The organism is Microcella pacifica (assembly GCF_009371975.2).
GTDB classification, from domain to species: Bacteria; Actinomycetota; Actinomycetes; order Actinomycetales; family Microbacteriaceae; genus Microcella; species Microcella pacifica.
On sequence record NZ_VIKT02000017.1, the window covers coordinates 16,346 to 42,015 of the forward strand.

At 70.8% G+C, this 25,670-nt stretch carries 27 protein-coding genes and 1 tRNA gene; 18 read left to right on the forward strand and 10 right to left on the reverse strand.

Annotated elements, in window-relative coordinates; all coding sequences use genetic code 11:
- Positions 1–113: 113 nt before the first annotated feature.
- The 9 genes from FK219_RS10055 to FK219_RS10095 all read left to right on the forward strand — a co-directional run bounded on the left by FK219_RS10055 (position 114) and on the right by FK219_RS10095 (position 8,584).
- The gene (locus FK219_RS10055) at positions 114–347 is read left to right on the forward strand and encodes a DUF4244 domain-containing protein (RefSeq protein WP_152583911.1); all 234 of its coding nucleotides are present in this window, start codon (positions 114–116) and stop codon (positions 345–347) included.
- Positions 344–667: a TadE family type IV pilus minor pilin gene (locus FK219_RS10060; protein ID WP_152583912.1), complete on the forward strand. Its 324-nt coding sequence runs from the start codon at positions 344–346 to the stop codon at positions 665–667. The genes FK219_RS10055 and FK219_RS10060 overlap by 4 nt, the downstream gene beginning before the upstream one ends.
- Positions 664–1,056 (forward strand): Rv3654c family TadE-like protein, encoded by a 393-nt coding sequence (locus tag FK219_RS13365; RefSeq protein ID WP_152583913.1) that lies wholly within the window; start codon positions 664–666, stop codon positions 1,054–1,056. Before FK219_RS10060 ends, FK219_RS13365 begins: the two co-directional genes overlap by 4 nt.
- An 80-nt stretch (positions 1,057–1,136) precedes the next feature.
- Positions 1,137–3,956, forward strand: coding sequence for a type I DNA topoisomerase (gene topA, locus FK219_RS10070; protein WP_152583914.1), 2,820 nt, complete (start codon positions 1,137–1,139; stop codon positions 3,954–3,956).
- A 10-nt stretch (positions 3,957–3,966) separates the two neighbouring features.
- Entirely contained in the window at positions 3,967–4,587 is a 621-nt protein-coding gene (tmk, locus tag FK219_RS10075; protein WP_152583915.1) for a dTMP kinase, read from the forward strand.
- A gap of 9 nt (positions 4,588–4,596) precedes the next feature.
- Entirely contained in the window at positions 4,597–5,760 is a 1,164-nt protein-coding gene (locus tag FK219_RS10080; RefSeq protein WP_152583916.1) for a DNA polymerase III subunit delta', read from the forward strand.
- Entirely contained in the window at positions 5,757–7,298 is a 1,542-nt protein-coding gene (locus FK219_RS10085) for an alpha/beta hydrolase (protein ID WP_152583917.1), read from the forward strand. The genes FK219_RS10080 and FK219_RS10085 overlap by 4 nt, the downstream gene beginning before the upstream one ends.
- 66 nt (positions 7,299–7,364) lie before the next feature.
- Positions 7,365–7,437, forward strand: a tRNA-Thr gene (locus tag FK219_RS10090).
- Between the two features lie 121 nt (positions 7,438–7,558).
- Positions 7,559–8,584 carry a DMT family transporter gene (locus FK219_RS10095; protein ID WP_165638110.1) on the forward strand — a complete coding sequence of 342 codons (1,026 nt, stop codon included), beginning with the start codon at positions 7,559–7,561 and terminating at the stop codon, positions 8,582–8,584.
- Here the strand turns inward: FK219_RS10095 and msrB are convergent.
- On the reverse strand, positions 8,565–8,999 hold the full coding sequence (gene msrB, locus FK219_RS10100; protein WP_152583919.1) for a peptide-methionine (R)-S-oxide reductase MsrB: 435 nt from the start codon (positions 8,997–8,999) through the stop codon (positions 8,565–8,567). The genes FK219_RS10095 and msrB overlap by 20 nt on opposite strands.
- Before the next feature lie 62 nt (positions 9,000–9,061).
- Between msrB and FK219_RS10105 the strand changes: the two genes are divergently transcribed.
- From FK219_RS10105 to FK219_RS10115, 3 genes are all read left to right on the forward strand, one after another.
- Positions 9,062–9,529, forward strand: coding sequence for a GNAT family N-acetyltransferase (locus tag FK219_RS10105; protein WP_328821671.1), 468 nt, complete (start codon positions 9,062–9,064; stop codon positions 9,527–9,529).
- 85 nt (positions 9,530–9,614) lie between these two features.
- Positions 9,615–10,397 (forward strand): HtaA domain-containing protein, encoded by a 783-nt coding sequence (locus FK219_RS10110; RefSeq protein ID WP_165638111.1) that lies wholly within the window; start codon positions 9,615–9,617, stop codon positions 10,395–10,397.
- Between the two features lie 52 nt (positions 10,398–10,449).
- The gene (locus FK219_RS10115; protein WP_152583921.1) at positions 10,450–11,445 is read left to right on the forward strand and encodes a DUF2332 family protein; all 996 of its coding nucleotides are present in this window, start codon (positions 10,450–10,452) and stop codon (positions 11,443–11,445) included.
- On the opposite strand, the gene FK219_RS10120 is transcribed toward FK219_RS10115, so the two are convergent.
- Positions 11,427–12,530 (reverse strand): heme/hemin ABC transporter substrate-binding protein, encoded by a 1,104-nt coding sequence (locus tag FK219_RS10120; protein ID WP_152583922.1) that lies wholly within the window; start codon positions 12,528–12,530, stop codon positions 11,427–11,429. The genes FK219_RS10115 and FK219_RS10120 overlap by 19 nt on opposite strands.
- A 137-nt stretch (positions 12,531–12,667) precedes the next feature.
- Here FK219_RS10120 and FK219_RS10125 point away from each other — a divergent pair, with 137 nt between their 5' ends.
- From FK219_RS10125 to groL, 5 genes are all read left to right on the forward strand, one after another.
- The gene (locus FK219_RS10125; RefSeq protein ID WP_152583923.1) at positions 12,668–12,940 is read left to right on the forward strand and encodes a DUF3263 domain-containing protein; all 273 of its coding nucleotides are present in this window, start codon (positions 12,668–12,670) and stop codon (positions 12,938–12,940) included.
- A 31-nt stretch (positions 12,941–12,971) separates the two neighbouring features.
- The gene (locus FK219_RS10130) at positions 12,972–13,547 is read left to right on the forward strand and encodes a LytR C-terminal domain-containing protein (RefSeq protein WP_152583924.1); all 576 of its coding nucleotides are present in this window, start codon (positions 12,972–12,974) and stop codon (positions 13,545–13,547) included.
- Between the two features lie 129 nt (positions 13,548–13,676).
- Entirely contained in the window at positions 13,677–13,880 is a 204-nt protein-coding gene (locus tag FK219_RS10135; protein WP_152583925.1) for a cold-shock protein, read from the forward strand.
- A 58-nt stretch (positions 13,881–13,938) separates the two neighbouring features.
- Complete coding sequence (locus FK219_RS10140) at positions 13,939–14,979, forward strand: DUF3048 domain-containing protein (RefSeq protein ID WP_152583926.1); 1,041 nt, start codon at positions 13,939–13,941, stop codon at positions 14,977–14,979.
- 218 nt (positions 14,980–15,197) lie between these two features.
- Positions 15,198–16,826 carry a chaperonin GroEL gene (gene groL / locus FK219_RS10145; RefSeq protein ID WP_152583927.1) on the forward strand — a complete coding sequence of 543 codons (1,629 nt, stop codon included), beginning with the start codon at positions 15,198–15,200 and terminating at the stop codon, positions 16,824–16,826.
- A 164-nt stretch (positions 16,827–16,990) separates the two neighbouring features.
- Here the strand turns inward: groL and FK219_RS10150 are convergent, their stop codons facing one another.
- From FK219_RS10150 to FK219_RS10170, 5 genes are all read right to left on the reverse strand, one after another.
- On the reverse strand, positions 16,991–17,650 hold the full coding sequence (locus FK219_RS10150; RefSeq protein WP_152583928.1) for a biliverdin-producing heme oxygenase: 660 nt from the start codon (positions 17,648–17,650) through the stop codon (positions 16,991–16,993).
- Positions 17,651–17,730: 80 nt separating this feature from the next.
- Complete coding sequence (locus FK219_RS10155) at positions 17,731–18,093, reverse strand: DUF2470 domain-containing protein (protein ID WP_152583929.1); 363 nt, start codon at positions 18,091–18,093, stop codon at positions 17,731–17,733.
- 29 nt (positions 18,094–18,122) lie between these two features.
- Positions 18,123–18,413 carry a WXG100 family type VII secretion target gene (locus tag FK219_RS10160; protein WP_152583930.1) on the reverse strand — a complete coding sequence of 97 codons (291 nt, stop codon included), beginning with the start codon at positions 18,411–18,413 and terminating at the stop codon, positions 18,123–18,125.
- A gap of 62 nt (positions 18,414–18,475) precedes the next feature.
- Positions 18,476–20,221, reverse strand: a complete 1,746-nt coding sequence (locus FK219_RS10165) for a sensor histidine kinase (protein WP_152583931.1) — start codon at positions 20,219–20,221, stop codon at positions 18,476–18,478.
- Positions 20,222–20,233: 12 nt separating this feature from the next.
- Complete coding sequence (locus tag FK219_RS10170) at positions 20,234–20,926, reverse strand: response regulator transcription factor (protein WP_152583932.1); 693 nt, start codon at positions 20,924–20,926, stop codon at positions 20,234–20,236.
- A gap of 116 nt (positions 20,927–21,042) precedes the next feature.
- On the opposite strand from FK219_RS10170, the gene FK219_RS10175 reads away from it, so the two are divergent.
- Positions 21,043–21,744, forward strand: coding sequence for an alpha/beta fold hydrolase (locus tag FK219_RS10175; RefSeq protein WP_152583933.1), 702 nt, complete (start codon positions 21,043–21,045; stop codon positions 21,742–21,744).
- A 9-nt stretch (positions 21,745–21,753) separates the two neighbouring features.
- Here the strand turns inward: FK219_RS10175 and FK219_RS10180 are convergent, their stop codons facing one another.
- The 3 genes from FK219_RS10180 to FK219_RS10190 form a co-directional block, all read right to left on the reverse strand.
- Entirely contained in the window at positions 21,754–23,403 is a 1,650-nt protein-coding gene (locus FK219_RS10180; protein ID WP_152583934.1) for a DNA repair helicase XPB, read from the reverse strand.
- 69 nt (positions 23,404–23,472) lie between these two features.
- Positions 23,473–25,320 (reverse strand): helicase-associated domain-containing protein, encoded by a 1,848-nt coding sequence (locus FK219_RS10185; RefSeq protein ID WP_152583935.1) that lies wholly within the window; start codon positions 25,318–25,320, stop codon positions 23,473–23,475.
- Complete coding sequence (locus FK219_RS10190) at positions 25,307–25,558, reverse strand: multidrug ABC transporter ATPase (protein WP_152583936.1); 252 nt, start codon at positions 25,556–25,558, stop codon at positions 25,307–25,309. The genes FK219_RS10185 and FK219_RS10190 overlap by 14 nt, the downstream gene beginning before the upstream one ends.
- Between the last annotated feature and the right edge of the window lie 112 nt (positions 25,559–25,670).

The following is a 25,670-nucleotide window of genomic DNA, read 5'->3' on the forward strand; positions in this document are numbered from 1 at the left end:
CTGCCCTGATGGGTCGCCGTGGGTGTGGCGGCGAGACGGGCATCTCAGACTGAACGGGTTCGTGCCACTGGACCGCCCGCCCTCGGCGGGCACGATCGCCCAAGGAGCACACCATGAGCACAGCCCTCCCGTCCCCCCGCCCGCCCGCCGAGTCCCGCTGGACGAGAACGGCTCGCCGTCGTGGGCAGGTACGACTCGCCGACGATCGCGGCGCGGCGACGGCCGAGTACGCGATCGCGACCATGGCGGCGGTCGGCTTCGCGAGCCTGCTCGTCGTCATCATGCAGAGCGACGAGGTGCGCGGCATCCTCACCGACCTCGTGCGCACCGCGCTCACCGTCGGGTGAGAGACGACCGCGGGGCGGCCACGGCCGAGGTCGCGGTCGCCCTCCCCGTCGTGGCCCTCGTGCTCGTCGCCTGCCTGGGCGGCCTGCTCGCCGGCACGGAACTCGTGCGTCTGCAGTCGGCGGCGGCGGACGCCGCACGACTGCTCGGTCGGGGTGAGTCCTCGGCGCTGCAGCACATGCAGCAGGTGGTGCCCGGCGCGACGGTCCTGGTGAGGCGCTCCGACGGCCTCGTGTGCGTCGAGGCGCGCTCGGCCCCTCGAGTGCTCGGTGTGCCGGTCGAGGTGAGCGCCACCTCGTGCGCCCTGGACGGAGAGTGGTGAGGCGCGCGAACGGTTCGCGCACAGACCGCGGCGCCGGCACCCCGCTCGTGCTCGGCGTGCTCGCTGCCGTGCTGATCGCCGGGCTCGCGCTCGTCAGCGCCGCGAGCGCCGTCGCCGGTGCACAGCGTGTCGGCGCGGGGGCCGACGCCGCCGCACTCGCGGCGGCTGACGTGATGCTCGGGTGGGTCGCCGGCGACCCGTGCGACATGGCGGCGCGGGTTGCACAGGCCCACGACGCTGCCCTCGTGGGCTGTCGCGCCGAGGGTCTCAGCATGATCGTGACGGTGCGCGTGACTGTCCTCGGCGTGGCCGTGCAACGGTCGGCACGGGCCGGGCCTCCCGGTGCCCGTGAGGTGCGCACTCGCGCACCCTGTGTATGGTGTGGCTGATCGCGGCTTCGCGCCGTGCACCCCGCCGCGGTGCGGATCCCATCCCCGCGGCATCGAGAGCGACAGTAAAGAGGAGCACCGTGTCAGGAGCCAAGAAGCTGGTCATCGTCGAGTCGCCTGCCAAGGCGAAGACGATCGGCAAGTACCTCGGCGACGACTACGAGGTGCAGGCCTCTGTCGGCCACATCCGCGACCTCATCGAGCCCAAGAACCTGCCCCCCGAGCTCAAGAAGGGCCCCCTCGGCAAGTTCTCCATCGACGTCGAGAACGGCTTCGAGCCCTACTACGTGGTCTCCGACGCGAAGAAGAAGACCGTCGCCGACCTCAAGCGAGCCCTCAAGGGCGCCGACGAGCTCTGGCTCGCGACAGATGAGGACCGCGAGGGGGAGGCCATCGCCTGGCACCTGCTCGAAGTTCTCAAGCCCAAGGTTCCCGTCAAGCGCATGGTCTTCCACGAGATCACCTCCGAGGCGATCCAGCGTGCCGTCGAGGCGACGCGCGACCTCGACACCGCACTCGTTGACGCGCAGGAGACCCGCCGCATCCTCGACCGCCTCTACGGCTACGAGGTGAGCCCTGTGCTGTGGCGCAAGGTGGGCCCCGGGCTCAGCGCCGGACGCGTGCAGTCGGCCGCGACGCGGCTCGTCGTCGACCGCGAGCGCGAGCGCCTCGCCTTCGTCACCGCGAACTACTGGGACCTCGATACGACGCTCGCCTCCGCCGGCGGAGACACCCCCTTCACGGCGCGACTCGGCAAACTCGATGGCAAGAAGGTCGCCACCGGGCGCGACTTCACCGACCGCGGTGAGCTCAAGTCGGCCGAAACGGTCGCCCTCGATGAATCCACGACCACCTCGCTCGCCGCAGCGCTGCGCGACCCGGACCTCGCCGTCACGGTCGCGAACGTCGAATCGAAGCCGTACACGAGGCGACCCGCAGCACCGTTCACGACGTCGACGCTCCAGCAGGAGGCGGGCCGCAAGCTGCGGTTCACCGCCCGCCAGACGATGTCGGTCGCCCAGTCGCTCTACGAGAACGGCTACATCACCTACATGCGCACCGACTCGGTGACGCTCTCCCAGCAGGCCATCGACGCGGCACGCTCGCAGGCCACCCAGCTGTACGGCGCGGACAGCATCCCCGAGAACCCCCGCACCTACTCCGGCAAGTCGAAGAACGCGCAGGAGGCCCACGAGGCCGTGCGCCCCGCTGGCGACGTCTTCCGCACCCCGAGCGAGCTCGAGGGCGCCCTGCGGGGCAACGACTGGAAGCTCTACGACCTCATCTGGAAGCGCACCGTCGCGAGCCAGATGGCCGACGCGCGCGGGCAGACCGCCTCCGTCACCATCCACGCGGGCCCCACGCCGCAGAGCGCGACCCCCGCCGGAGTCGTCGCCGAGTTCGCGGCGAGCGGCACCGTCATCACCTTCCGCGGCTTCCTCGCCGCCTACGAGGAGAGCCGGGACGAGGAGCGCAACGCCGACGAGCGCACCGAGCCCGCCGAGTCCAAGCTGCCCCCGCTCGAGGTGGGGCAGAGCCTCACCGTCGTCGAGGTCGAGCCCAAGGGGCACGAGACGAGCCCGCCCCCGCGCTACACCGAGGCGAGCCTCGTGAAGGCGCTCGAGGAGCGCGGCATCGGCCGCCCCTCGACCTACGCCGCCATCATCTCCACGATCGTCGACCGCGGCTACGTCACCCCGCGCGGCTCCGCCCTCGTGCCCAACTGGATCGCCTTCTCGGTCGTGCGACTGCTCGAGGAGAACTTCGCCGACCTCGTCGAATACGACTTCACGGCCGCCATGGAGGCCGACCTCGACCGCATCGCCAACGGCGAGGCCGACCGCACCGAGTGGCTCACCGGCTTCTACTTCGGTGACGCCCACCAGCCGGGCCTGCGCCCCGTGATCGACAACCTCGGCGAGATCGACGCGAAGACCCTCAACTCGATGCCGCTCACCGACACCATCACGCTGCGCATCGGCAAGTACGGCCCCTACCTCGAGCTCGACGAAGGCGGGGAGACGCCGCGACGCGTCAACATTCCCGAAGAGCTCGCGCCCGACGAGCTCACCGCCGCCAAAGCCCAAGAGCTCGCCGACGCCCCCGTCATCGGCGACCGCGTGCTCGGGGTGAACCCGGAGACGGGCAAGAACGTCGTCGCCAAGACCGGGCGCTTCGGCCCCTACGTCACCGAGGTCGACCCCGAGCCGGAGGAGCCCGCCCAGCCCAGTGCTGCGGAGTCCACTGCCGCCGAGCCCGCCGTCGACCCTGCCACCGGCGAAGTGCTCGAGCCGGCACCGAAGAAGAAGGCGGCGCCCAAGAAGAAGGCGGGCGAGAAGCCGCGCACGGCATCCCTCTTCAAGGACATGGACCCCGAGACCGTCGACCTCGCGACCGCACTGCGCCTGCTCGACCTGCCCCGCGTCGTCGGAGACGACCCGGAGAGCGGCGAGCCGATCACGGCGCAGAACGGCCGCTACGGCCCCTACCTCAAGAAGGGCACCGACTCGCGCTCGCTCGACGAGGAGAGCCAGATCTTCGACATCGACCTCGCGGGAGCCCTCGCCAAGTTCGCCGAGCCGAAGTACGGCGCCCGCAAGGCCGCGAGCGCCCTCAAGGAATTCGACGCCGACCCGGTCAGCGGCAAGCCGATCAAGCTCAAGGACGGCCGATTCGGCCCCTACGTGACCGACGGCGAGACCAACGCGACCGTGCCGCGCGGCGAAGACCCGATGGAGGTCGACTTCGACCGCGCCGTGCAGCTCATCGCCGATAAGCGCGCCAAGGGCCCCGCCAAGAAGCCCGCCAAGCGCGCCTCTGCCGCAACCAAGAAGGCGCCGGCCAAGAAGGCCACGGGCGCGTCGAAGGCCGCGCCGAAGACTGCACCGAAGAAGAAGTGAGCCGCAGCGCATGACCGGGCTCTTCCTGACCCTCGAAGGCGGTGACGGCTCCGGCAAGAGCACCCAGATGGGCGCCCTCACCGCGTGGCTCGAGCAGCAGGGGCGCACGGTCGTGCAGTCGCGCGAGCCCGGCGGCACCGACCTCGGCCTCGAGCTGCGCGAGATCGTGCTGCACCGCCGAGGGTTCATCGCCCCGCGCGCCGAAGCTCTGCTCTACGCCGCCGATCGCGCGCACCACATCGCGACCGTCGTGCGCCCCGCGCTCGAGCGCGGCGACGTCGTCATCCAAGACCGCTACCTCGACTCCTCCGTCGCCTACCAGGGCGCGGGGCGGGTGCTCAAGGCACGCGAGGTGCGCGACCTCTCCCTGTGGGCCACCGAAGGGCTGCTGCCCGACCTCACCGTGCTGCTCGACCTCGACCCGGCCGTCGGCCGCGAACGCCTCACCGAGAGCCGCACCCGCTACGACCGTCTCGAGGCGGAGGAGGCCGACTTCCACGAGCGGGTGCGAGCCGCGTACCTCGCGCTCGCCGAGGCCGAGCCCGAGCGGTTCCTCGTGCTCAATGCGACCCGGCCCGTCGAGGAGCTGCAGCAGAGCATCCGAGACCGGGTGTCGCACCTGCTCGCCTAGAGTGGCCGCATGAGCGCGTGGGACGAGCTGACCGGGCAGGAGGCGGCCATCCGCGCTCTGCAGGAGGCCGCGGCCGACCCCGACTCGATGACCCACTCGTGGCTCATCACGGGCCCGCCCGGCTCCGGGCGCTCCAACCTCGCCTACGCCTTCGCGACTGCCCTGCTCAGCGGGCTCACCCCCGACCCCGCCGTGACCGCGACGACGGAGGCGCAGGTCGCCGCGCGCACCCATCCCGACCTCGCCGTGCTCGCGACCGACCGCGTCATCATCTCGATCGACGAAGTGCGGCAGCTCGTCTCGCAGAGCCAGTTCTCGCCCTCCGTCGCGCCCTATCGCGTCATCGTCATCGAAGACGCCGACCGCATGACCGAGCGCACCTCCAACGTGCTCCTCAAGGCTCTGGAAGAGCCGCCGCCGCGCACCGTGTGGATCCTCTGCGCGCCGAGCGCCGCCGACCTCATCCCCACCATCCGTTCCCGCGTGCGCACCGTGCGCCTGCGCGTGCCGAGCGTCGCCGAGGTCGCCGACCTGCTCGTGCGCCGCGATGGCATCGCCCCCGCGCTCGCCGAGCAGGCCGCTCGAGAGGCGCAGACCCACATCGGCATGGCGCTGCGCCTCGCGACCGATCCGGATGCCCGTGCCCGCCGCACGCGCAGCCTCGAGCTCGCTCTCGGCGTGACCTCGGTGAGCGGGGCCGTGCTCGCCGCCGAGCAGCTCGTCGCGATCGCTACGGAAGACGCGAAGGCGTTCACGGTCGAGCGAGAGGCGGAGGAGCGCGAGGCCGCCCTACGGCAGCTCGGCGTCGAACCCGGGGGCACCGTTCCGCCCGCCCTGCGGTCGACGCTCAAGAACCTCGAGGAGGACCAGAAGAGGCGTGCGACGCGCTCCGTGCGCGACGGCGTCGACCGCGTGCTCGTCGACCTGCTGTCGCTCTACCGCGACATCCTTCTCGTCCAGCTCGGTGCGGGTCTCGAGCTCGTCAACGAGTCGCTGCGCCCCGCCGTGGAGGGCGCGGCGCAGACCCTGAGCCCGGCTGCCGCCCTCGGCGCGATGGACGCCATCGCCCTTGCCCGGCACCGCGTCGCCGGCAACACACCGCCGGCACTCGCGCTCGAGGCGATGATGGTCGCGGCGAGCGGCAGGGTTCCCGCACTAGGCTCACTCGCGTGACGCGACGCCCCCTTCTCGCCAGCCTCCTCCTCGTTCCCGTGCTGCTGCTCAGCGGGTGCGTGCCCCCGTGGCTCGCCACCGTCCTCGGCGGGGGCGACACCTCCACCCCGACGGGCGAAGAGGTCGCCGACGAGCTGCGGCCCTACTACACGCAGGTTCTCTCGTGGCGGGACTGCGGCGGCGGTGCGCAGTGCTCGACGGCACTCGCGCCCCTCGACTGGCAGAACCCGGGTGCGGGCGAGGACGTCGAGCTCGCCCTCGTGCGCCACCCGGCCACGAGCGGCGTGGCTCAGGGGTCGCTGTTCATCAACCCGGGTGGTCCGGGCGCCTCCGGGTTCGATTTCGTGCGCGACAGCGTCGACTTCGCGGTGAGCACCGAGCTGCGCGAGCAGTTCGACGTCGTCGGCTGGGACCCTCGCGGGGTTGGCCGCTCGAGCGCCGTGACCTGCTACACCGAGACGAGCGAGCAGGACGAGTTCATCTACGGAATCCCCGACTCCGAGCCGGGAACCCCCGAGTGGGAGGCGGAGGTCGTCGACGCGTCCCTCGACTTCATCGCCGCGTGCGAGCAGAACACCGGCCCGTTGCTCGAGTTCGTCGACACCGAGAGCACGGTGCAGGATCTCGACCTGCTGCGCGCGATCGTCGGCGACGAGGCCCTCCACTACTTCGGTTACTCCTACGGCACCGAGATCGGCGCGCGGTACGCCGACCGGTTCCCCGACAAGGTCGGTCGCCTCGTGCTCGACGGGGCGACCGACCCCACGACGACGACCTTCGAGGTCGTCCTCGCCCAGTCCGCCGGGTTCGAACAGGCGCTGCGCGCCTACCTCGAAGGATGCCCGAGCCTCGGCGAGTGCCCCTTCACGGGCGGTGTAGAGGAGAGCCTCGACCTCATCCGCGAGCTGTACGACCGCCTGGGCGAGGAGCCCATCGAGGCCGAGGACGGCCGCTTCTTCGACAGCGCCGTGCTCGACATCGCCATCGCGACGGCTCTCTACGACGATGGCTCGTGGAGCTTCCTCAGCGAGATGTTCAGCGAGCTGCGCACCGGCGAGGTCGCCACGGGCTTCCTGCTCGCCGACTTCTACTACGGCCGCGAGGGTGGGCGCTACGTCGACAACTCGCTCGAAGCGTTCATCGCCATCAACTGCCTCGACTATCCGGTCGAGACCGACCGCGACGTCATCGCCGCGCAGAACGAGCGCATTCGGGAGGTCGCCCCGACCACGGCCGACCCCTCGCCCCTCGGCGACGTCATCTGCGCCAACTGGCCGCACGCCTTCGAGGGCGACCTCGAGCCCGTGCGCGCCGCCGGCGCGCCGCCGATCCTCGTCATCGGCACGACCGGCGACCCTGCCACTCCGTACGAGTGGGCCGAGGCGCTCGCCGAGCAGCTCGAGAGCGGCGTGCTCATCACCTACGTCGGGGAGGGCCACATCGCCTACGACGAGGGCGACCCGTGCATCAACGGGCTCGTCGACGACTACCTGCTCACGGGCGAGGTGCCCGCGAGCGATCCGGTCTGCAACGGGTAACGGGTGTGCGCGCTCGCCCGCGCGATGGGATAAACTCGTGAGCCGTGCCCGGTGGAACCGGGTCACGCCGCCTTAGCTCAGTCGGCAGAGCGATTCACTCGTAATGAATAGGTCCCGGGTTCGATTCCCGGAGGCGGCCCGCAATCTCAGTTCACCGGCGAGAGTCATTCCCGGTGCGCCGAGGCTGACGCCTCGCGGGGTTCGATTCCCGTCAGGCGGCCCCAGCAGATTCTCCGCGTTCGCGAATTCCGAGGATGCCCGTGATCCAACCCGCGCATCCTCCCGGCCGCCTCGCGGGCCCGCTCGGCACCGCGCTCGCCGTCGCGGCGACGGTGCTCGCCGGCGTGGGCGTCGCGACGCAGTCGCGCGTCAACGGCGAGCTCGGGCAGCGCTTCGACGATGGCTTCACGGCGGCGCTCGTCTCCTTCTCCTCCGGCTGGGTGCTGCTCCTCGTGATCGTGCTGTCGACCCGGCGCGGTCGTGATGCGGTGCGGCGCATCCCTGCGGCGTTGCGCGCCGGCGAGCTGCCCTGGTGGATGCTGCTCGGCGGTGCGGCCGGTGGCTTCTTCGTGCTCTCGCAGGGCCTCGTGGCGGGCATCCTCGGGGTGGCGATCTTCACCGTCGCGCTCGTCTCCGGGCAGACAGTGACGGGAATGGTCGCGGATGCCCGGGGTTTCGCCGGCGCGCGTGTGACACCTCCGACGCTCGCGCGCCTGAGCGGCGCGGCACTCACGGTGCTCGCCGTGGTCGTCGCCGTGGCGGGCGACCTGGGCGGGAGCATCCCGTGGCCGGCGCTCATCCTTCCGCTGCTCGCAGGAGTCGGCGCGGGTATGCAGCAGGCGATGAACGGCCGTGTGCGGCAGGTGAGCGGCTCGCCGCTCGCGGCGACCCTCGTGAACTTCACGGTCGGCACGGCCGCACTCCTCGTCGTGACCGTCATCAGCCTCGCTGTGAACGGTCTGCCCGCCGAGCCGCCGACCGAGGCGTACCTCTACGCGGGAGGCGCTGTCGGCGTCGTGTTCATCGCGATCCAGTCCGCCGCGGTCGCGCGCGTCGGCGTGCTGCTGCTCGGCATGTGCCTCGTGCTCGGCCAGCTCATGGCGGCGGTCGTGTTCGACTCCGTCGCCGCTATCGGCCCGGCGCTGCAGCCTCAGACGGTCGCGGCCGTCGTGCTCACCGCGGTGGGCATCGTGGTGGCGACGCTCGACCGCTGGCGGCGGCCGCGCACTCTGCTCGCGACGTCACCCGCGCCGGGCCCTGCTGGGCCTACTCCTCGTCGGCCGTGAAGCCGAGCGCGAGCGAGTTCATGCAGTAGCGGTCGCCCGTAGGGGTGCCGAAGCCGTCGGGGAACACGTGCCCCAGGTGCGAGCCGCACGCGGCGCAGCGCACCTCGGTGCGGGTCATGCCCAGAGAGTTGTCCTCGAGCAGCTCGACGGCGTCCGGGCGCACCGACTCGTAGAAGCTCGGCCAACCGCAGCCCGAGTCGAACTTGGTGCCCGCCTGGAAGAGTTCGGCGTTGCACGCGCCGCACGTGTAGATGCCGCTGCGGCTCTCGTCGAGCAGCTCTCCCGTCCAGGCGCGCTCGGTGCCGGCCTCGCGCAGCACCTGGTAGCGCTCCTCGCCGAGCTCGGCCCGCCACTCGTCCTCGGTCTTCTGCACGGCGTAGGTCTGCTCGTTCTGGGCGGTCGTGTCGTCACTCATGGGGTTCCCCGCTTCTCGCCCGGCCTCGGGCGGTTGGTCTGCACCCCATTAAACTCGCATTCGTGCCCGAGACTTCCCCGATGCTGCGAACGTGGGGCGAGCTGAGCCTCGACGAGTTCTTCGAGATCGCGCGCGTGCGCACCGAAGTGTTCTTCCTCGAGCAGCGCATCGACGAGGAGGAGCTCGACGAGCGCGACCGCGAGGAGACCACCGAGCACGTCTGGATCTCCGACGATCGCGGCGTGGCCGCCTACCTGCGCGTCGTCGTCGACGAACAGCCTCAGGAGGGCAATCGGGATGCCCGGCGCCTCATCGGCCGCGTCGTCACCCGCGCCGACTGTCGCGGGCAGGGGCTCGCCCGGCGCCTCATCGAGCACGTGATCGAGCGGCACGGCCACGAGCCGTTGGCGCTGCACTCCCAGAGCTACATCCAGCCGCTGTACGCCGCGCTCGGCTTCGAGCCGTACGGCGACGAGTACGTCGAGGCGGGCATCCCGCACGTCTCTATGTACCGCGCCGCGACCGCATAGCGCCTTCGAAGGTGCGACGGCTAGCCTGACCGGAGTTCTCCGGCGCGGCGACGCGCCCTCAGCCTGCCGCACAGAAGGGCCCCTCGTGCTCCGTTGCTCCCGCCGCCGACTCGGCGCTGCCGGTGTTTCCCTCGCGGTCGCCGCGGCGGTGGGACTGGGCCTCGCGGTCGGTGCTGAGGCGGGCGGCGCGGCGGCGTCCTCCGTCGACGAGTGCGCGGTGCAGGATGCTCGGCTCGAGTGGGGCTTCAAAGAGAGCTTCCGCGCCTACGTGAGCGGCTCGATCGCGAACGGCGAGTGGCAGGCGGCCGACGGCGCGACCTACGCGACGCCCTCGTTCACGTTCGGGGAAGGCTCCGGCGCGGTCGCCGCCGGCTCGGCGACGGCCGAGCTGCTTTTCGCGGGCAGCATCCGCTTCACCGGCCACGGCGACATTCTCGACACGACGGTGAGCGAGCCGCGCGTCACGCTCGCCGATGCCGCGTCGGGGCTGCTCGTGCTCGACGTCGTCGGCACGACGCAGGAGGGCGACGAGGTCGCTGCCCAGGGGGTCGAGTTCGCGACCCTCGACCTGACTGCGGCTACGCGCTCCATGGCGGACGGAGTGCTGACCATCGACAGCATCGCGGCCGCCCTCACCGAGGAGGGCGCGGCTGCCTTCGGCACCTACCCGGCAGGGGAGCCGCTCGACCCGATCACGATCGTCGCATCGCTCGACCCGGCGTGCGCGACGGAGATCGAGGCCGACCTCGCGGCGGTCGGCGCGGCCTCGTGGGTCGAGCCCGCGCTCGCCGGGGCGGGCATCGTCCTCGCCCTCTCGGGTCTCACGGTGGGCGGGATCGTGGTCGTGCGCCGGCGCCGCGCACCGTGAGCATGCCGGGTTCCACGGCCGACCGGGCACACTCGCGTGACACAATGCGGGCGTGAGCACGACCGCCGAGCGCTACCGGCGCTTCGCCCGGGAGGCGGCGCCCCGGTCGCCCACCTATGCGGGCTGGGCGGAGGCGCTCGCCGCCGAAGAGGCGAGCATCTCGCTCATCGACGAGCTGCCCGTCGCGAGCCGTCAACCCGTGCTCATCCTCACCGCCGCGCGGTTCGCGGGCCTCGCACCGCACGAGAGCATTGCGCCGTGGCTGGATGAGCATTGGGCGGAGGTGGCCGACATCGCCCGGCAGCGCGCAACGCAGACCAACGACCCGCGGCGCACCGGGCCGCTCGTGGCCGCACTGGAGCGCATCGAGGGGCCGATTGCTCTCCTCGAAGTCGGAGCATCCGCGGGTCTCACGCTCCTGCCCGACCGCTACAGTCATGTGTTCGAACGGGGTGGCGCTCTCCACCGCCTCGATCCGGAGGGCGGCAGGTCGGCGCTCGAGCTGCGCTGCGTTCTCGGGGAGGGCGTGCCGGTGCCGACCCGCCTGCCCCGCATCGTCTGGCGTGCCGGGCTCGAGCGGCAGCCTCTGCCCTGGGGCGATGCGGAGGCGGAGCGCTGGCTGCGCACGCTCGTCTGGCCGGAGGAGCATGACCGAGCGCTCCAGCTCGATCAGGCCATGACGATCGTGCGTCGCGAGCCGCCAAGGCTCGTCGCGGGCGACGCCCTCGACGGGTTGCCCGCTCTCGCCGCGGAAGCGCCGAGCGACGCGACGCTCATCGTGTGGAGCCCCGCTGTACTCGTCTACCTCGACCCGGCGCGGCGCGAGCTGTTCCACGACCTCGCCACGGCCTTGCCCGGGCACTGGATCTCGCTCGACGGCCGCCGCGTTCTCGAGCGCGTGGGAGCGAGCGCCGATGCCCTCCTGCCCGGCGCGGACGACGACTTCATCCTCAGCGTCGACGGCATCGCGACCGCCGCCGTCTCACCCCACGGCGATCGCCTCGAGCGCTGGGCGAGCGAGGGGCGGCCTCAGGAGTCTGGAGCGTAGATCGCGCGGGCGAGGGCGTCGAGCATGAGCGGCGTGCGTGGCCCGAAGCTCAGAATCTCGCCGTCGGCCATGTCGACGAAACGACGGTTCTCTCCCGCGCGGGTCAGGCCGATCGCGGGCTTCGCGGCGAGGAGCCCCTCGACCCCGCCGACACTCTCGAGCCCGTCAGTCATGACGAGGATGAGGTCGGGGTCGGCGGCGATGAGTGCCTCATCCGTCATGGGGCGCAGGCCTTGCCAGCCGATCTCGCCGGCCACATCGATGCCCCCGACGCCCTCGATGAGCTCGTCGGCCCCCGACTCCTCGCCGAAGAGGTAGTAGATGCGCGAGGCGCCACGCAGGTAGAGGAAGAGGATGCGTACGCGATCGGCGGCGTCGGTCGGCGCGAGGGCGGCGATCTCGTCGACGACGGCGTCGACCTCGGCGTCGAGCTGCGTGGCCAGCACCTCGCCCGTCTCGGGCGCGCCGAGCGCCGCGGCCACCTGCCGCGCGAGCTCGGCGGGGGCGCCGAGCCCTGGCTCAGCATCCACGTAGATCACCGTCACGCCCGCATCGCGCAACTGCACGACCACGTCGGTCGGCCCGATCGTGCCGTCGGTGATGACGATGCTCGGCCGTAGCGCGAGCACCGACTCGCTGTTGATGGCGTGGCCGCTGCTCGTCACGACGGGAAGGTCGGCGGCCTCGGGAAAGGTCGTCGAGATGTCGCGCCCGACGACCGAGTCGCCGAACCCGAGCGCGAACACGGTCGAGGCGATCGACCCGGCGATGTCGAGCGGCAGGATGCGGCTCGTGTCGTCGACGGTCACCACGACATCGCCCGCCAGATCGCGGGAGACGACGGTCGTCGGCAGCTGCTGCGCCGGGGCCTCGGCGACGGGCGTGATCGACGCCGTCTCGAGTACCGCGGTCGACGGGCCGCGGTAGTCCCGCGGGTTCTCGAGCACGTCGAGCTCGGCGAGCGGCGGTCGAGGAGCGATCGACGCGGGCGACTCTGCCACGGGCCCCGCTGCGCCGGTCGTGCAGGCCGAGAGCACGGCGACGCACAGGAGCGTCGCGAGCGCGCGGGGAAGCAGAGAGGTCATGGGAGTCCGAACGGGGGCTGGGGCGTGCGTGGGACGACGCCGATCAAGTGAGGCAACCCTAACCGAGTTGTCTGAGCGCCTGCGCGACCGTGGGCGAGCCGCCACGATCGGGCCCGTGAGGCTCCTAGGGTGTGGGTATGGATGCCCGATCCGACGCCCTCGACGAGCCCGCGCGCCGCGTGCTCGAGTTCGAGCGCGACTGGTGGGGCCACAGCGGCGCCAAGGAGCTGCGCATCCGGCGTGACTTCGGCTGGAGCGCCGCCCGCTACTATCAGGTGCTGAACGCCGTGATCGACACCGATGTCGCCGCACGCTATGACCCTGTGCTGGTCGGACGCCTGCGGGAGGTGCGGCAGCAGCGCTCCCAGCAGCGCCGCACGCGGCGCACCTCGACGACCGGCGCCGCCTGACCCGCCCCCACCTCAGCCGAAAGGCTCCACGATGGCCGAGTACGACCCCGATCGTTTCGACGACGTGCCCGACTCCCTCGGGCGCGTCGGCGCGCACCGGGCGCCTCGTCGACGGGGCCGCGGCTGGATCGCGGTGGCGTGGGCCCTGCTCGCGAGCGGCGTGCTCGTCGTCGCCGGGCTCTACAGCCTCTCCTTGGTGAGCGACAGCGTGACGTTCGAGATTCCGGGTTTCTCCGAGCCCGAGCCCATGCCGACCCCCGAGCCCACGCCGACCATGACGCCCACGGCGGAACCGGTCGTGGACCCGAGCGAGGTCGAGCTTCCCAGCGGGTTCACGATCACCGTCCTCAACGCGACCCCGTTCGCGGGCCTCGCCGCCGAGGGCGGCACCGAGCTCTCCGAGGCCGGCTGGCCCGTCGGCACGACGACGAATGCCGCGCAGGACGACTTCCCCGACACGGTCGTGTTCTACTCCGACCCGGCCAACGAGGGTCTCGCCCGAGGCATCGCCCAGCAGTTGCGCGTGGCCGATGTCGAGCTCTCCGACGCCTTCCCCGGTGCTCCCATCACCGTCGTGCTCGGGTCGGACTACGCGGCACGCGGCTGAGGCCCGGCCCCGGGCATCCCGAATCGGCGTTACGCCGACGTTTCGACTCTGTGAAGAGTGCTCGCGACCCCTGGTGACGGTCGTGCGGGCGTGGTTAGCATCGCCCCACGCACAGCAAGGAGTCACCGCATGACCAAGGGAACCGTCAAGTGGTTCAACGCCGAGAAAGGCTTCGGCTTCATCACGCTCGAGGGAGGGGAGCAGGACGTCTTCGTCCACTACTCCGCCATCGACATGCCCGGCTACAAGGTTCTCGAAGAGGGTCAGGCGGTGAGCTTCGAGGTCGGAACCGGCACGAAGGGTCCCCAGGCCGAAGGCGTCACCGTCATCTGACGGCGCGTCCGCTTCGCGCCTCACCGCCCGCTTCCGCCTGCGCGGTTACGCTGTGGCCATGAGGATGCCCGCACGCAGTCGCTGGATGGCAGCAGTCGGCGTGCTCGCGGCCCTTGCCCTCGCCTCCGGGTGCGCGGCCGAGCGCGAGCTGCCCGTGCCGACCGCCACACCCGAGTACGTGCCGGTCTTCGAGGAGCCCGAGCCCTACGCCCTCGCCCCGCTCACGGGGGAGCAGGTCGCGGTCGACGCGCTCGACCACCCCTCGATCGCGGCCAAGATCGACAACAACATCAACGCCCGCCCCCAGATCGGACTGGGGCGGGCTGACATCGTCTACGAGATCCTCGTGGAGGGCGGCGCCACGCGGCACATCGCGGTATGGCACTCCGACATTCCCGACGAGATCGGCCCGATCCGCTCCGTGCGCCCGGTCGACCCCGACATCGTGTCGCCGCTCGGCGGCATCATCGCGTACTCGGGTGGGCAGTACCGGTTCGTCGTCGCGATGCAGAACGCTCCCGTGTACAACGCGATCCACGGGCAGGCCGACACTGCGGAGACCATCTTCCGCGGCACCAACGCCCCGGCCCCGCACAACGTGATCGTGCGCGCGCCGCAGATCGTGGCGCAGCAGCGCAAGCTCGACCCGCCGCCCCAACTGTTCGCCTTCGCGGAGAGCGTCGCCGCGGCGACCGCCACGAAGGAGGGTTCGCCCACAGCCCGCATCGGGCTGCAGTTCTCCGTCGGCAACACTCCTGCGTGGGAGTGGAACGCCGAGAGCGAGCGCTGGGTGCGCTTCATGCACGGCGGCGCCGTCGATCGGGATGCCTCGGGCGACCAGCTCGCCGCCGTCAACGTCGTGACGCTCCGGGTGCCCGTGCAGGTCATCCAGAGCATCCCGACGGTCGGGCTGCGGGGCTCGGGCGAGGCGTGGGTCTCCACGGGCGGCGCGACCGTGCGGGCCCAGTGGTCGAAGAGCGGCCTCACCGACACGATCCGCCTGATCGACGAGCACGGCGTCGCCGTGCGCCTCGCGCCCGGCAACACCTGGGTCGAGCTCGTCCCCCTCGCCGGTGACGTGAGCTTCCGCGCCCCCTAGCCCACCCGCTTCCCGCCCTTTCCCGCCGTTTCCCGCCAGATCTGGCGCGAATGGGCGCTCGTCACATGCCAGAGCGCCCATTCGAGTCAGATCTGGCCCACGGCGGGTCGTGGCGGCTTGCACTCGGAGGGTGCGAGTGCCAGAATCAGTTAGCACTCGTGATTGCCGAGTGCCAGAGCTACTGCACGTGATACGTCCGGGAGGGACGAAAGACACCCATGGCTAAATTGATTGCTTTTGACGAAGAGGCCCGTCGCGGCCTCGAGCGCGGCCTGAACATCCTGGCCGACGCAGTGCGCGTCACCCTCGGCCCCCGCGGCCGCAACGTCGTGCTGGAGAAGAAGTGGGGCGCCCCCACGATCACCAACGACGGCGTCTCCATCGCCAAGGAGATCGAGCTCGAGGACCCGTTCGAGAAGATCGGTGCCGAGCTGGTCAAGGAGGTCGCGAAGAAGACCGATGACGTCGCCGGCGACGGAACGACGACCTCGGTCGTGCTCGCCCAGGCGCTCGTGCGCGAGGGCCTGCGCAATGTCGCGGCCGGCGCCGACCCCATCAGCCTCAAGCGCGGCATCGAGAAGGCCACGCAGGCCGTCTCGGCGCAGCTCTTGAAGAACGCCAAGGAGGTCGAGACCAAGGAAGAGATCGCCGCGACCGCGAGCATCTCGGCCGCCGACCCCGAGATCGGCGCGCTCATCGCCGAGGCCATCGACAAGGTGGGCAAGGAGGGCGTCGTCACGGTCGAGGAGTCGAACACGTTCGGCACCGAGCTCGAGCTCACCGAGGGCATGCGCTTCGACAAGGGCTACCTGTCGGCGTACTTCGTCACCGACCCCGAGCGTCAGGAAGCGGTCTTCGAAGACCCCTACGTGCTCATCGTCAACGGCAAGATCTCGGCGATCAAGGACCTGCTCCCCGTCGTCGACAAGGTGATCCAGAGCGGCAAGCAGCTGCTCATCATCGCCGAGGACGTCGAGGGCGAGGCTCTCGCGACGCTCGTCGTCAACAAGATCCGCGGCATCTTCAAGTCGGTCGCCGTCAAGGCTCCCGGCTTCGGCGACCGCCGCAAGGCCATGCTGCAGGACATCGCCATCCTCACGGGCGGTCAGGTCATCAGCGAGGAGGTCGGTCTCAAGCTCGAGAACGCGACCCTCGACCTGCTGGGCCGCGCGCGCAAGGTCGTTATCACCAAGGACGAGACGACGATCGTGGAGGGCGCCGGCGAGGCCGACGCCATCGCGGGCCGCGTCAAGCAGATCCGCGCCGAGATCGAGAACACCGACAGCGACTACGACCGCGAGAAGCTGCAGGAGCGGCTCGCGAAGCTCGCCGGCGGCGTCGCCGTCATCAAGGCGGGTGCCGCGACCGAGGTCGAGCTCAAGGAGCGCAAGCACCGCATCGAGGACGCCGTGCGCAACGCGAAGGCGGCCGTCGAAGAGGGCATCGTCGCCGGTGGTGGCGTCGCCCTCATCCAGGCGGGCAAGATGGCGTTCGAGTCGAAGGAGCTCACCGACCTCGTCGGTGACGAGGCCACGGGCGCGAACATCGTGCGTCTCGCGGTCGACTCGCCGCTCAAGCAGATCGCGCTCAACGCCGGTATGGAGGCGGGTGTGGTTGCCGAGAAGGTGCGCAACCTCCCCATCGGTCACGGCCTCAACGCCGCGACCGGCGAGTACGGCGACATGCTCGCCGCCGGCATCGCCGACCCGGTGAAGGTGACGCGCTCGGCGCTGCTCAACGCCGCGTCGATCGCGGGCCTGTTCCTCACGACCGAGGCCGTCGTGGCCGACAAGCCGGAGAAGAACCCGCAGCCGATGGGCGACCCCTCGGGGGGCATGGACTTCTAGTCCGGCCAGCTCACCGCACCGACAACGGGGCGGCTTCCCTCACGGGAGGCCGCCCCGTTTCGCGTGCGGGGGTGCGTGAGAGCGACAGGCGCGTGTGAGAGCGACGGGCGCGTGTGCGAATGGCCAACAGCATCAACGACCGGTGCGCGGGCTGCGCGAGGCGCTCAGGCGGCGTCGCGCGCCTCGGCGAGGCCGACGAAGAGCTCGGTGTTGAAGTCGTACGCGACCATGACCTCGTCGATGACGCGCTCGCGCTCCTCCTCGCTCCAGCCGACTGCGTCGAGCTGCGCCCGGTAGGTGCTCTTGAAGGCGCCTGGGTCGGCGATCCGGTCGAAGAGGTAGAAGCCGATGCCGTTGGTCTCGAACCCGAATCGCCGCGCCATGACCTTGGCGATGTACTGGCCGCCGGAGAGATCGCCGAGGTAGCGCGTGTAGTGGTGGGCGATGTAGCCCGCGGGCCAGGTGGCGGCCACCTCGAGGATGCGCGCCGCGTACCGGCGAGTGATGTCGAGCGGCGCGATGCGCGCGCGCCAGTCGTCGCCGAGCAGAAACGCCAGGTCGCTCTCGAGCGCGGGCAGGCGGGTGAGCGCGGGTGAGAGGAAGGGTGCGACGGCGGGGTTCGCGCGCATCGCCGGCTGCACGCTCTCCAGGGCCTCGTAGATGAAGTAGTGCTGCTCGACGAGGGCCACGTAGTCCTCACGGGAGCCGACCCCCGTCATGAGGTCGCTCATGAACGTGGCGCTCTCGCTGCTGCTGTGCCCGCGAGCGGTGCGCTCGCGCACGAGGCGCGAGAAGGGGATGACGTCGGTCTCGGGTGCGGTCACGTTGGTCTCCAGGCTAGGTAAGGCGCACCTAACCTATCGCTCCCGCGTCCGACGCGCCAGGGTTCGGGCGCGAGCAAGCGCTAGTCGTGCTCGCGCGGCTCGACGCCCAGAGCGGCGCAGGCGCGATCGTAGAGGACGACGATCTCGCGTCGGATCTCCGGTCGTGCGCTGATGGGCGTGCTCCACATCACGCGCAGGGCGCGCTCGCCGGGCCATACGAGATCCCCCTCTGCGTTCGGATCAGCCTGCACCGCGGCCGCCGTGACGTCGTCTGCCCCAGTCGAGTAGACCCAGTGCCCGGCGTGCCCATCGACGCCGACCATGCGCGCACGCACGGCCGAGCGATCGCCGAAAGCGCGCGCGATGAGCAGGTTGTCGTCGGCGTGGTCGCCGTTCATGTGGGCGAGCACCCCCGCGACGACGGCGGGGTCGAAATCGGTCACGCCCACCAGCCTACGGCGCTGAGCAGGGGTCAGCGCAGGAAGAGCCGGGCGTTCTGATGCTCGATCTCCGCGTAGTGCTGTCCCGCGTGCGCGAGTGCCTCGGTCAGGGCACCGAGCGACTGCTCGACGCGCTGCTGCGTCGCGCTCCAGTCGGCGACGAGGGATTGGAAGGCGCTCGCGGCCGAGCCCGTCCAGGAGCCCTGCAGCGACACGAGCTGATTCTGCAGCGCGGCGACCTCCGCCTGGATGCGCCCGATCGACCCGCGGGCGGCGCCCGTCGTCGAGATCACCGCGTCGCTGTCCACCTGGTATCGAGTCATGAGAGCCTCCTCGGTTCGTGCGAGGGCCAGCCCCTCGCGGAACAGCAGAGTAGAAGCGCCCGTCAGGTGCCCGAGGCCGCGTCGGCCGCCTGCGCGACGCTCGGCGTCTCGTCGGTCTTGGGGAGGAGCGGCAGGGTGACGCGGAAGGTGGCGCCGCCGCCCGGCGTTTCGACCACGTCGATGCGGCCGTGGTGATGGTCGACGATGGAGGCGGCGATCGCGAGACCGAGACCCGAACCGCCCGTGTCCCGGGCGCGCGAGGAATCGGCGCGGAAGAAGCGCTGGAAGATCTTGTCTTTCAACTGCGGGGGGATGCCCTCGCCATGGTCGACGACCGCGATCGTGCCGAGGCGCAGGAGAGGGTCAGCCCCGACCGCGATCTCGAGCGGAGAGCCCTCGGGTGTGAAGCGCACTGCGTTGCCGATGAGGTTGGTGATCACCTGGCGCAGCTTGTTCTCCTCGCCGAGCACAACGGCGCCGACGGCGGGCGCGGGCGGCGTGGAGACCTCGGGAGCCTCGCGCTCGGTCGCCGTGGAGCGGCCCCGGCGGCGACGCAGCCGCGCGAGAGCTGAGCCGGCCAGCGCGATCGCCCCGGTGGGGGCAGGGGCGCTCGGCGACTCGGCGGGGTCGGCGTGAGTGGCGCGGCTCGTGGGCCCGGGAGCGTCGGCCGCGGCATCCTGCTCGATCGCCTCGCCCTCGGGCTCGTACTCGTCGAGCACGACCGTCACCTCGCGGTCCGGCGCACCCGCCATGGCGTCGAGGGCCGCATCGCGCGCAAGGTCGGCCAGGTCGACGGGCCCCAGCTCGAGAGGGCGGGACTCGTCGAGCCGCGCGAGCTCGAGCAGGTCGGCCACGAGGGCCCCCATTCGCACGGCCTCCTTCTCGATGCGCTCCATAGCCTGCGCGACATCCTCGGGCTTCTGCAGGGCGCCCATGCGGTACAACTCGGCATAGCCGCGCACCGAGACGAGGGGAGTGCGCAGCTCGTGGCTGGCATCGCCGACGAAGCGTCGCATCTGGCTGATCGTCGCCGCGCGGTCGGCGAATGCCCGGTCGATGCGGGAGAGCATCGTGTTGAGAGAGCGGTTGAGGCGGCCGACCTCGGTGTTGGGCGTCGCCCCGCCCAGCCGCTGGCTGAAATCGCCCCCCGCGAACCGTGCGGCCGTCGCCTCCACGTCGCGCAGCGGTCGGAACGTGGAGGTCACGAGCAGGCGCGTGAGCGCAGCGCTCAGGATGACCACGACGAGACCGAAGCCCAAGAAGATCGAGGCGAACGACCCGATCACGCCGTTCGTGTCGGCCAGGTCGGCGCCGATCACGAGGGTCGCGGCGTGCGTCGTCTCCGACTCGCGGTCGACGACGGCGAGAGGGAAGGTCGCGACGCGCCACTGGGTCGTGCGGTCCTGGCTCGCGACGGTGATGCCGCCCTCGACGCGCTCGAGGTAGTCGGCGGTCAGTCGCGAGACGTCGGGAGCGCGATCACGGCTCGCGGAGCCCACATTGTCGTCGATGATGACGCCGTCACCGGCGACGGCGCCGAAGTAGAACTGGCTCGAGAAGACAGACGGGGTCAACTCGTCGAAGGAGGCGAAGTCTTCGAGGCTGAACGTCGCGGGCGACTGCGGCACCTGCTCCTCGGCGACCTGCAGCAGCTGGCGGTCGACCTCGTCGACGAGCGTGCGCTGCAGCACCGTGAGGGTGCCCATGCCGACGACGAGGAGACCGACGGTGACGACGAGGACGGTCACGCCGGTGATCTTGGAGCGGAGGGAGATGCCCTCCCACCACTGCGTCAGCTGCTCATGCATCGAGAGCCAAGGCTAGACCTTGGCCGCCTTGAGCATGTAGCCGAACCCGCGCTTGGTCTGGATGAGCGGCTCGTCGGTGTGCTGGTCGAGCTTGCGGCGCAGGTACGAGATGTAGCTCTCGACGATGCCGGCGTCGCCGTTGAAGTCGTACTCCCACACATGGTCGAGAATCTGCGCCTTCGACAGCACGCGGTTGGGGTTGAGCATGAGGTAGCGCAAGAGCTTGAACTCGGTGGGGCTCAGCTCGATGACGGCGTCGCCGACGGTCACCTCGTGCGTGTCCTGATCCATGATGAGTTCGCCCGTGCGGATGACGGCGTCGTCCTCCTCCTGCATGGTGCGGCGCAGGATCGCCTTGATGCGCGCGACGATCTCGTCGAGGCTGAACGGCTTGGTGACGTAATCGTCGCCGCCGACGGTGAGACCCATGATCTTGTCGTCGGTGTCGTCCTTCGCGGTGAGGAAGAGGATGGGGCTCGTGTAGCCGCTCGACCGCAGGCGCTTCGTAACGCCGAACCCGTTGATGTCGGGCAGCATGACGTCGAGGATGATGAGGTCGGGCTCCTCCTCCAGCACGGCGGAGATCGCCTGCGCTCCGTTGCCGACGGCCCGCACGGCGAACCCGGCAAAGCGCAGGCTCGTGGTCAGCAGGTCGCGGATGTTCGGCTCGTCGTCGACGATGAGAATCTTGGGTCCGTCAGGCATGGGGCCATTCTCTGCGCGTTTGTTGTGGGTTTCCTGAACGCCCAAAGAGCGCCGACGGTCTCGTCCGCTTCCATCGATTCCTCATCATTGTCGGATGCTCCGCCTAGGGTTCCCGTATGAACATCGTCCTCATCCCCGGCTTCTGGCTCGACGGCGCTTCGTGGTCGGGCGTGACACCCACCCTCGCGCGGGCCGGCCACACCGTCCACACTCCCACCCTGCCCGGCAAGCGCCCGGGTGATCGGGCGCTCTCGGGCATCGGGCTGCACGACCACGTCGACGCCGTCCTCGAGATCGTCGATGCCATCGCGTCGCCCGTCGTGCTCGTCGGGCACTCGGGTGGCGGCAGCATCGCGTGGGCCGCGGCCGATGCGCGCCCCGCCGACATCGCCCGCGTCGTCTTCGTCGACGCTCTGCCGTTCCCCGACGGCAGCGTCATCAACGACGAGCTGCCGGTGGAGGGCGATCGCATTCCCCTGCCCGAGTGGAACTTCTTCGAGGCGGAAGACCTCGTCGATCTGGACGACGCCCTCCGCGAGCGGTTCCGCGCCATCGCCGTTCCGGAGCCTGCCGCGGTCGCTACCGACCCCCAGACACTGCACCATGAGGCGCGCTTCGCCGTACCTGTGACGGTCATCGCGTGCGAGTTCCCCGAAGCGATGCTGCGGCAGGCGATCACCTCCGGCGCGCCGTGGGCGAGCGAGCTCGGCCGCCTCGAGCAGCTGGAGATCATCGAGCTGCCCACCGGCCATTGGCCGCAGTTCACGAAGCCCGTCGAGCTGGGGCAGAGCATCCTCGCAGCGGTCGAGCGCGCCTAAGGGGCTGTTCTACGCAGCAGCCGCGATCGCGCTCGCGTCGACGATCTCGTAGCTGTACCCCTGCTCGGCGAGGAAGCGCTGGCGGTTCTGCGCGAAGTCCTGGTCGACGGTGTCGCGTGCGACGAGAGTGTAGAAGCTCGCGGGGATTCCGCTCTGCTTCGGCCGCAGCAGGCGCCCGAGGCGCTGCGCCTCCTCCTGGCGGGAGCCGAAGGAGCCCGACACCTGGATCGCGACCGTGGCCTCGGGGAGGTCCACCGAGAAGTTGGCGACCTTGGAGACGACGAGCACCGGAGTGCGGCCATCCCGAAATTCCTGATAGAGCCGCTCGCGCTCCGCGACGGACGTGGAGCCCGTGAGCTGGGGAACATCCAAGGCATCGGCGAGCTCCTCGATCTGGTCGAGGTACTGGCCGATGATGAGGATGCGCTCGCCGGAGTGCTGCGCCACGAGACGCTTCACGATGTCGAGCTTGGCGGGTGCCGTCGCCGCGAGCCGATAGCGCTGGTCGTCGGCGCTCGCCGCATACTCGAGGCGCTCGCTCGCCGGCAGGTCGACGCGCACCTCGAAGCAGCTCGCGGGCGAGATGAAGCCCTGCGCCTCGATCTCCTTCCACGGGGCGTCGAAGCGCTTCGGGCCGATGAGGCTGAAGACGTCGCCCTCCCGGCCGTCCTCCCGCACGAGCGTCGCCGTGAGGCCCAGGCGGCGACGGGCCTGCAGTTCGGCCGTGAGCTTGAAGACCGGCGCGGGCAGCAGGTGCACCTCGTCGTAGACGATGAGGCCCCAGTCGAGGGCGTCGAGCAGGGCGAGGTGGGCGTACTCGCCCTTTCGCTTGGCGGTGAGGATCTGGTAGGTCGCGATCGTGACCGGCTTGACCTCTTTCACCTGGCCCGAGTACTCGCCGATCTCCTCCTCGGTGAGGCTCGTGCGGGCGAGCAGCTCGGCCCGCCACTGCCGCGCCGAGACCGTATTGGTCACGAGGATGAGCGTCGTCGTGCCGGCCTGCGCCATCGCGCCAGCGCCGACGAGAGTCTTTCCAGCGCCGCAGGGCAGCACGACGACGCCGGAGCCGCCCACGAAGAACTGGTCGATCGCGTGCTGCTGGTACGGCCTCAGCCCCCAGTCAGCGAGGTCGAGGTCGATCGCGTGCGGCGTGCCGGGGGTGTACCCGGCGAGGTCTTCGGCGGGCCAGCCGATCTTGACGAGCTCCTGCTTCACCTGCCCACGAGCCCACGCGGCGAGCTCGTAGCTGTGCTGGTCGATGCGGCGCGCCAGTAGCGGGGCCACCTTGCGGTTGGAGGCGATCTCGGTGAGCACGGCCGTATCGGTCGACCGCAGCACGAGCATCCCGTCATCGTCCCGCTCGATCACGAGTCGCCCGTACCGGCCCACCGTCTCGGTGATGTCGGTCGCGACCGACTGCGGCACCGGATACTTGGAGTAGCGGTCGAGCACGGCGAGCATCTCGGCCGCCTCGTGGCCGGCTGCGCGCGCGTTCCACAGCCCCAGCCGGGTGATGCGATAAGTGTGCACATGCTCGGGTGCGCGCTCGAGCTCGGCGAACACCGCGAGGGCGTGGCGGGCCTCCTCGGCCTGGCCGTTGGCGACCTCCAGCAGCACGGTGCGGTCGCTCTGAACGATGAGGGGGCCGTCAGGATTCATAACGGGCCAGTCTAGAGCGCGCGGCTGAGAGCGCCGGTACGGGATGCGCGGCGCGCGCCGCGCGGGCCGCTACTCGAGCGGCTCGAGGCCCGTGATGCTCGCGATCGGCAGGGTGCGCTCGACATCGGCGTCGCGATCCCGCCCGCGCACGCGCCCCGCGGCGATGCCGGTCGGCTCGAGGTCGAAGGAGCGCTCGCTGCCGTCGGGCAGCCGCACGGTCGCACGCACGGCGAGCTTGCCTCGCACGGCGAGCTCCCACTGGCGCCCCACCCACGCGTCGTCGCCGTCGGTGCCGACGGTCGAGCCGCTGCGGATGCGTGCCACGGCGTCGGCGACAGAGTCCGTGACGCTCACGGGCGCGACGGGCCGGGTACGGCCCGGGCGCTCTGGAGCGGGGAAGCCGTCGGCGGGGGCCGCGGGGTAGCGCGCGTCGATGAGGGTCCACAGCACGACGGCGGGCTCGAAGCGGCTCACCGCACGGCCCGGGCTCGACAGCTGCAGCCCGAGCGGCGCAGTGGCGGCGTCGACCAGCAGCGAGTCCAGCAGCAGGCGATCCTCACTCGTCACGAGGGTGCGGGCACCACCTCGCTCGCCCTCGTTGGCGGGTGCCACGCGAACGCTGCCGTAGCGCGCGGCGGTCTCGCGGATCAGGTACTCGACCGGTTGCGGAACACCCGTGAGCGACAGCTGCTCGAGGAACGCCAGCAGCTCCTCCGCCGACTCGCCGAGAGCGACGGCCCGCGTGACGCTGTCGGCGGTGACCCGGTAGCGGCCGGCCAGCCCCGCGCTCTCCACGTCGGCGAGACGACGAAGCCGCTCGTCGAGGTGCGCCGCGAGCGGGCCGGGGGAGACCACGGTGAGGTCGTGCTGCAGGTACACCTGGTCGACATCGGGCGGCACGAGCGGCGCGAGCACGGCGCTGGCCGCGGCCGCGCCCCGACTCAGGAGCACCGCGCCCATGGTGCTCGCGCGGCCGTCGGCCGTCACCCCGAGGCGCTCGCCCTGCGCGCCGCGGCGCGCCATCCTCGCATCGAGCGCGTCACCGCCGGCGGGGTACAGCCAGTGCACGAAGTCGGTGAGCGCGGCACCCCAGCGCGCGAGGGGGCGCGAGGCGAGAAGCTCGACGAGCTCGACGGGCAGCAGCGCCACCCAGGCCTCGGCGACGTGCTGCCAGCGGTCGGCGAGAGGCGCACGTCGCCACTCGTCGGAGCGAGTCGTCGCCCGCGTGAAGCCCTCGTCGTCCTCCACGAGGTCGGCGAGGGCGGCCAGATCGAGCAGGAGGGGCAGCTCGTCGAGCTCGACTCCCGCGACCTCGGCGAGCCGCTTCGCGTCGGGCAGCGAGAGCCCGCCGCGGGCGAGCAGCCGCCCGGGCACCTCCGCGAGGGCGAGAACGATCTCGGTGAGCTGCGTCGTCGTCGTGAAGGCGCGCTCGGCTGCGCCGCGATCGACGGAGGCCCGGTCGGCGTCGTCCACTGCATCGAGAGAGACCGGCGGATGCTCGGACGTCAGCGCCACGGAGCCGGGAAGACCGCGCTGCGGCCACTGGGCGAGCTCGGCGACCACCGTCGGCCAGACCGTGACGGTGTCGTCGACGAGGTCGATGAGTACAGCATCCAGAGCAGCATGAAGGTCGCTGCGCACCTGCTCGACCGGGCGGTCCAGCCGCCGCGCGACCTCGGTGACCGGCATCGACTCCGCCTCGCCCGCGGTCACGAGCGCGGCGAGCGTCGGCCTGGTCTGGCGCGCGAGTGCGATGCCGATCGCCGCAGGGTCGAGCAGCGCCTCGGCGAGGTCGAAGATGTCGCGCAGCGACGTCGGGGAGATTGAGCGCTCACGGATGATGCGCGTCACACTCGCGTCATCGAGGTCGCGCAGTCGCGCGGCGAGCGCGAGGGAGGCTGAGCTAGTTGCCGGCATCCTTGGCAGCTCGCCCCCGGCGCACAGCACTGACGACGAGCAGCACGATGATGAGGACGAAGCCGATCGGCAGGCCGACGAGCGGCATCATCGTCACGAGAGGCCAGATGCCCTCGGCGAAGTCGCCCCGTTCGAGACCCGCCGCAGTGCCGGCGATGAGGGCGACGAAGCTCGCGAGGCTCAGCAGGATGACGCCTGCGACCATGTAGGCGAGCACGCGCTCGACGCGGTTGCTCATCACGAACGATTCTTCTGGCACCCGTCCAGGGTAGTGCCGCATGCTGAAAGGCTCGTACCCCGTTTCCTGGGGCCATCCTGCGGCGGTATCCTCGGGGTTCGAGCACTGCGCT

Bases quoted from the DNA above. Each gene is read 5' to 3' on its own strand.
- FK219_RS10055 (WP_152583911.1), top strand. From the start codon at position 114: ATGAGCACAGCCCTCCCGTCCCCCCGCCCGCCCGCCGAGTCCCGCTGG.
- tmk (WP_152583915.1), top strand. From the start codon at position 3,967: ATGACCGGGCTCTTCCTGACCCTCGAAGGCGGTGACGGCTCCGGCAAG.
- FK219_RS10080 (WP_152583916.1), top strand. From the start codon at position 4,597: ATGAGCGCGTGGGACGAGCTGACCGGGCAGGAGGCGGCCATCCGCGCT.
- msrB (WP_152583919.1), bottom strand. From the start codon at position 8,999: ATGAGTGACGACACGACCGCCCAGAACGAGCAGACCTACGCCGTGCAG.
- FK219_RS10120 (WP_152583922.1), bottom strand. From the start codon at position 12,530: ATGACCTCTCTGCTTCCCCGCGCGCTCGCGACGCTCCTGTGCGTCGCC.
- FK219_RS10125 (WP_152583923.1), top strand. From the start codon at position 12,668: ATGGATGCCCGATCCGACGCCCTCGACGAGCCCGCGCGCCGCGTGCTC.
- FK219_RS10130 (WP_152583924.1), top strand. From the start codon at position 12,972: ATGGCCGAGTACGACCCCGATCGTTTCGACGACGTGCCCGACTCCCTC.
- FK219_RS10135 (WP_152583925.1), top strand. From the start codon at position 13,677: ATGACCAAGGGAACCGTCAAGTGGTTCAACGCCGAGAAAGGCTTCGGC.
- FK219_RS10140 (WP_152583926.1), top strand. From the start codon at position 13,939: ATGAGGATGCCCGCACGCAGTCGCTGGATGGCAGCAGTCGGCGTGCTC.
- groL (WP_152583927.1), top strand. From the start codon at position 15,198: ATGGCTAAATTGATTGCTTTTGACGAAGAGGCCCGTCGCGGCCTCGAG.
- FK219_RS10160 (WP_152583930.1), bottom strand. From the start codon at position 18,413: ATGACTCGATACCAGGTGGACAGCGACGCGGTGATCTCGACGACGGGC.
- FK219_RS10165 (WP_152583931.1), bottom strand. From the start codon at position 20,221: ATGCATGAGCAGCTGACGCAGTGGTGGGAGGGCATCTCCCTCCGCTCC.
- FK219_RS10170 (WP_152583932.1), bottom strand. From the start codon at position 20,926: ATGCCTGACGGACCCAAGATTCTCATCGTCGACGACGAGCCGAACATC.
- FK219_RS10175 (WP_152583933.1), top strand. From the start codon at position 21,043: ATGAACATCGTCCTCATCCCCGGCTTCTGGCTCGACGGCGCTTCGTGG.
- FK219_RS10180 (WP_152583934.1), bottom strand. From the start codon at position 23,403: ATGAATCCTGACGGCCCCCTCATCGTTCAGAGCGACCGCACCGTGCTG.
- FK219_RS10185 (WP_152583935.1), bottom strand. From the start codon at position 25,320: ATGCCGGCAACTAGCTCAGCCTCCCTCGCGCTCGCCGCGCGACTGCGC.
- FK219_RS10190 (WP_152583936.1), bottom strand. From the start codon at position 25,558: ATGAGCAACCGCGTCGAGCGCGTGCTCGCCTACATGGTCGCAGGCGTC.